This window comes from Acidaminococcus intestini DSM 21505 (genome assembly GCF_000425045.1).
Lineage (GTDB): Bacteria > Bacillota > Negativicutes > Acidaminococcales > Acidaminococcaceae > Acidaminococcus > Acidaminococcus intestini.
This window is the reverse complement of sequence record NZ_AULA01000052.1, coordinates 1-3,687: the sequence shown is the minus strand read 5'-3', so window position 1 is coordinate 3,687 and position 3,687 is coordinate 1. Positions and strand designations below refer to the sequence as shown.

Here is a 3,687-nt window from a genome sequence, read left to right as displayed (position 1 = left end):
CACACGCAACGAAAAAGGACACGCACTGTATTCAGTGCATGTCCTCTCCAGGAGTGCATAGACACTTTAGCACCCCAAAATTTGACAAAGAACCACATTTATTATAGAACCAAAAAAGACTGCAGAGGAAACTCCTCTGCAGTCTTTTTCAATCAGCCAAGATTATTTCAGTTCAACCTTAGCGCCAGCTTCTTCCAGCTTAGCTTTCATAGCTTCAGCATCAGCCTTGGAAACGCCTTCCTTCAGGGTGTTAGGAGCGGAATCAACAGCGGCTTTGGCTTCTTTCAGGCCCAGGCCGGTCAGTTCACGAACAACCTTGATTACGTTGATCTTGCTGGCACCGCAGTCAGTCAGGACAACATCGAATTCGGTCTTTTCAGCAGCAGCAGCACCGCCGGCAGCAGGAGCAGCAGCAACAGCTACAGGAGCAGCAGCGCTAACGCCGAATTTTTCTTCCATAGCCTTAACGAGGTCAGCGAGTTCGAGCACAGTCATGCTCTCAATGGCTTGCATGATTTCTTCTTTAGTCATTTTAAATTCCTCCAAAATTTTTAAATAGAATATGTTTAGGTCGCAGAATCGAACCAACCATTAGGCAGATTCCTGTTCTTTCTTTTGACGAACGGCGTCGACAACGTAAACAAAGTTACGCAGCGTACCGTGAAGGACGTTGACGAGTCCAGAAATCGGGGCCTGCATGCTGCCGATGAGTTTGGCAAGCAGGACTTCGCGGCTCGGCAAATCTGCCAGGGCTTTGACTTCGTCAAGACCGATGACGGCACCATCAAGGATACCAGCTTTGATTTCAAGGGCTTTGTGGTCCTTTGCGAATTCGGAAAGGATCTTAGCAGGAGCAACAGGATCTTCAGCAGAAAATGCCAATGCCGTGTTGTGTTCGAGGAAACTGTCAAGCCCTTCGATTCCTGCTTCTTTAGCAGCGATACGGACGAAGGTGTTTTTCGCAACCATGTACGTTACACCAGCTTCACGCATCTTTCTTCTCAGATCCGTGTCTTCTGCTACGGTCAGACCGCAGTAGTCAACGAGAATGACACCTTTGGAGCCAGTCATCAGATCCTTGAGTTCGGATACTTTCGCAGCCTTTTCAGGACGAATGCTATGCATCAAGAAACACCTCCTTGCGTTTAGATATATGAATCAATGAAAAGACCTCTCGGCAGGCCGCCGGAGGTCGTATTTATCCAAACACTCCGACCTAGGCAGGCGTTTTGTAACGTTAGGCTTACGCACCTACTGTCTGCGGTCCGATGGTCATTTTCGAATTGATTACTTGTTGCTGTCGGCTTTCAGCACATCGATGTGTACGCCAGGGCCCATGGTGGTGGACAGGGTAACACTCTTGATATACTGGCCTTTTGCGCCGGAGGGTTTTACTTTGATCAGCGTGGAGATCAGGGTAATATAGTTATCCAGCAGTTTATCAGCATCAAAGGAAACCTTGCCGATAGAGGTCTGTACGTTACCGGCTTTATCGGTACGGTACTCAATCTTACCAGCTTTGATTTCATTTACGGCACGGGTTACATCCATGGTAACCGTTCCGACTTTTGGGTTCGGCATGAGGCCTTTAGGACCGAGGAGTTTACCAAGGCGGCCAACCACACCCATCATGTCAGGCGTTGCTACGCAGACGTCAAAGTCGAACCAGCCGCCTTTGATCTTGTCAGCGAGCTCTTCAGCACCAACAAAGTCAGCACCTGCATCCTGAGCTTCCTGAGCTTTTGCACCGCGGGCAAAAACAAGAACAGTCTTGGATTTACCAGTACCATGGGGCAGAACCAGAGCACCGCGGACCTGTTGGTCAGCATACTTCGGATCGACACCGAGGCGAACGGAGCATTCAACAGTGCTGTCGAATTTGGTGACGGAAGTCTTTTTAACCAGTTCAACAGCTTCTTTCGGAGTATATGCCTTGCCAGCTTCGATCAGCTTTGCAGCATCGGTATACTTCTTACCAGCTTTAGTCATTGTACTTTTTCCTCCTAGTGGTGCGAGCGGCTTTCGCCTCCCACTGATTGAGACTCAAATCAGTCTTCTACGACAATACCCATGCTGCGGGCAGTGCCTTCGACCATGCGCATAGCAGCTTCAACGTCTGCAGCGTTCAGGTCCTTCATTTTGGTTTCAGCGATTTCCTTGACTTTGTCACGTTTGATCGTCGCTACTTTGTTCTTGTTTGGTTCGCCGGAAGCTTTATCGATACCAGCGGCCTTTTTCAGAAGGACAGCAGCGGGAGGAGTCTTCGTGATGAAGGTAAAGGAACGGTCTTCGAATACCGTAATTTCAACAGGGATGATGAGACCAGCCTGTTTTTCGGTGCGGGCATTAAAGTCCTTGACGAAGGCCATGATGTTGATACCAGCCTGACCAAGTGCCGGGCCTACAGGAGGTGCCGGAGTTGCCTTACCAGCAGGAACCTGCAATTTTACCATCTTAATGACTTTCTTTGGCATATCAATTCCACCTCCTATCTTACTCTATTGCTTCTACTTGAGAGAAGTTGACTTCAACCGGAGTGACGCGGCCGAACATTTCGATCATGACTTTGACCTTCTGCTGTTCGTCGCTGATCTCCGCCACCGTTCCTACCATATCATTAAAGCCGGGGGCTTTAATACGAACGGTCTGATCTAATTCAACGGGGCATTTCATGCGAATCGGAGCTTCCACGGAAGCTTCCTTCTTCCCAGTGGACTGTTTCCCGAGAATACGCGCTACTTCGCGTGGGGATAAAGGAATGGGTTTGGTGCCCGTGCCGACAAAACCGGTAACACCCGGCGTATTGCGGACAGCGTACCACGTGCGGTCGTCAACAATCATTTCAATCAGGACGTAGCCGGGGAATACCTTGCGGCTCACAACCTTCTGCTGGTCGTCTTTGGTTTCTAGTTCGTCCTGCATGGGGACGAGAACCTGGAAAATCATGTCTTCCATCCCTAGGGAATGGACCTTACTCTCCAAATTCAGTTTCACTTTGTTTTCATACCCGGAATAGGTATGAATGACATACCAGTGTCTTTGACCTTCCATGCTTATTGCACTCCCATCACTAAACGGAACAGTACGGAGAAGACAGCATCAATTGCCCAAATTAAGAGGGACGACGTGATGGCAGCAACAATGACCGTTGCCGTATATCCACCCAGTTCCCGCCGATTGGGCCAAGCTACCTTTTTCATTTCGTTCTTCACATCCCGGAAGAACCCCAACGCTCCGCCGGAGCTTTTTACATCGGGAGTGAGTTGAGTCGATGCCATAATTGCTCCACCTTATTTCGTTTCTTTATGCAAAGTGTGCTTTTTGCAGAATTTGCAGTACTTCTTGATTTCGATACGGTCCGTATCGTTCTTCTTATTCTTCGTGGTCTGGTAGTTGCGCTGTTTGCACTCGGTGCAGGCCAGGGTAATACCAATACGATTGTTGTTCGCAGCCATGTTTTAACACCTCACTTACATTCAAAATCCCTCAAAGTTGCCTATATAGACTATCATACAAGGATGCAGATGTCAACATAAAAATGTGGGACCGACCTGTCCTGTGTCGGTCCCACATCCTAGGCCTCTGCGGCTCAATTATTCTTCGATTTCGGTAACAACACCAGCGCCAACGGTACGGCCGCCTTCGCGGATAGCAAAGCGCAGACCTTTTTCGATAGCAATCGGAGTG

8 protein-coding genes are annotated in these 3,687 nt (G+C 49.0%); all 8 read right to left on the bottom strand.

Translation table 11 applies throughout. From position 1 onward, the window contains the following. Positions 1–162: 162 nt before the first annotated feature. Positions 163–531, bottom strand: coding sequence for a 50S ribosomal protein L7/L12 (gene rplL / locus H503_RS0110860; protein WP_009016455.1), 369 nt, complete (start codon positions 529–531; stop codon positions 163–165). Positions 532–591: 60 nt separating this feature from the next. Further along, positions 592–1,125 (bottom strand): 50S ribosomal protein L10, encoded by a 534-nt coding sequence (gene rplJ / locus H503_RS0110855; RefSeq protein WP_014129082.1) that lies wholly within the window; start codon positions 1,123–1,125, stop codon positions 592–594. 162 nt (positions 1,126–1,287) lie between these two features. Next, complete coding sequence (rplA, locus tag H503_RS0110850) at positions 1,288–1,989, bottom strand: 50S ribosomal protein L1 (protein ID WP_009016453.1); 702 nt, start codon at positions 1,987–1,989, stop codon at positions 1,288–1,290. Positions 1,990–2,048: 59 nt separating this feature from the next. Further along, positions 2,049–2,474: a 50S ribosomal protein L11 gene (gene rplK / locus H503_RS0110845; RefSeq protein WP_009016452.1), complete on the bottom strand. Its 426-nt coding sequence runs from the start codon at positions 2,472–2,474 to the stop codon at positions 2,049–2,051. 19 nt (positions 2,475–2,493) lie between these two features. Then, positions 2,494–3,051 (bottom strand): transcription termination/antitermination protein NusG, encoded by a 558-nt coding sequence (gene nusG, locus H503_RS0110840; RefSeq protein WP_009016451.1) that lies wholly within the window; start codon positions 3,049–3,051, stop codon positions 2,494–2,496. 2 nt (positions 3,052–3,053) lie between these two features. Next, a complete protein-coding gene (gene secE / locus H503_RS0110835; protein ID WP_009016450.1) occupies positions 3,054–3,278 on the bottom strand; it encodes a preprotein translocase subunit SecE in 225 nt (74 codons plus the stop codon). A 12-nt stretch (positions 3,279–3,290) separates the two neighbouring features. After that, complete coding sequence (gene rpmG, locus H503_RS0110830; protein WP_009016449.1) at positions 3,291–3,455, bottom strand: 50S ribosomal protein L33; 165 nt, start codon at positions 3,453–3,455, stop codon at positions 3,291–3,293. 138 nt (positions 3,456–3,593) lie between these two features. Then, a partial coding sequence (locus H503_RS12335; RefSeq protein WP_155877849.1) for an EF-Tu C-terminal domain-related protein occupies positions 3,594–3,687 on the bottom strand: 94 nt, incomplete at its 5' end.

Coding starts and splice junctions, on each gene's coding strand:
- rplK (WP_009016452.1), bottom strand. CDS start 2,474: ATGCCAAAGAAAGTCATTAAGATGGTAAAATTGCAGGTTCCTGCTGGT.
- rpmG (WP_009016449.1), bottom strand. CDS start 3,455: ATGGCTGCGAACAACAATCGTATTGGTATTACCCTGGCCTGCACCGAG.
- rplJ (WP_014129082.1), bottom strand. CDS start 1,125: ATGCATAGCATTCGTCCTGAAAAGGCTGCGAAAGTATCCGAACTCAAG.
- rplA (WP_009016453.1), bottom strand. CDS start 1,989: ATGACTAAAGCTGGTAAGAAGTATACCGATGCTGCAAAGCTGATCGAA.
- rplL (WP_009016455.1), bottom strand. CDS start 531: ATGACTAAAGAAGAAATCATGCAAGCCATTGAGAGCATGACTGTGCTC.
- secE (WP_009016450.1), bottom strand. CDS start 3,278: ATGGCATCGACTCAACTCACTCCCGATGTAAAAAGCTCCGGCGGAGCG.
- nusG (WP_009016451.1), bottom strand. CDS start 3,051: ATGGAAGGTCAAAGACACTGGTATGTCATTCATACCTATTCCGGGTAT.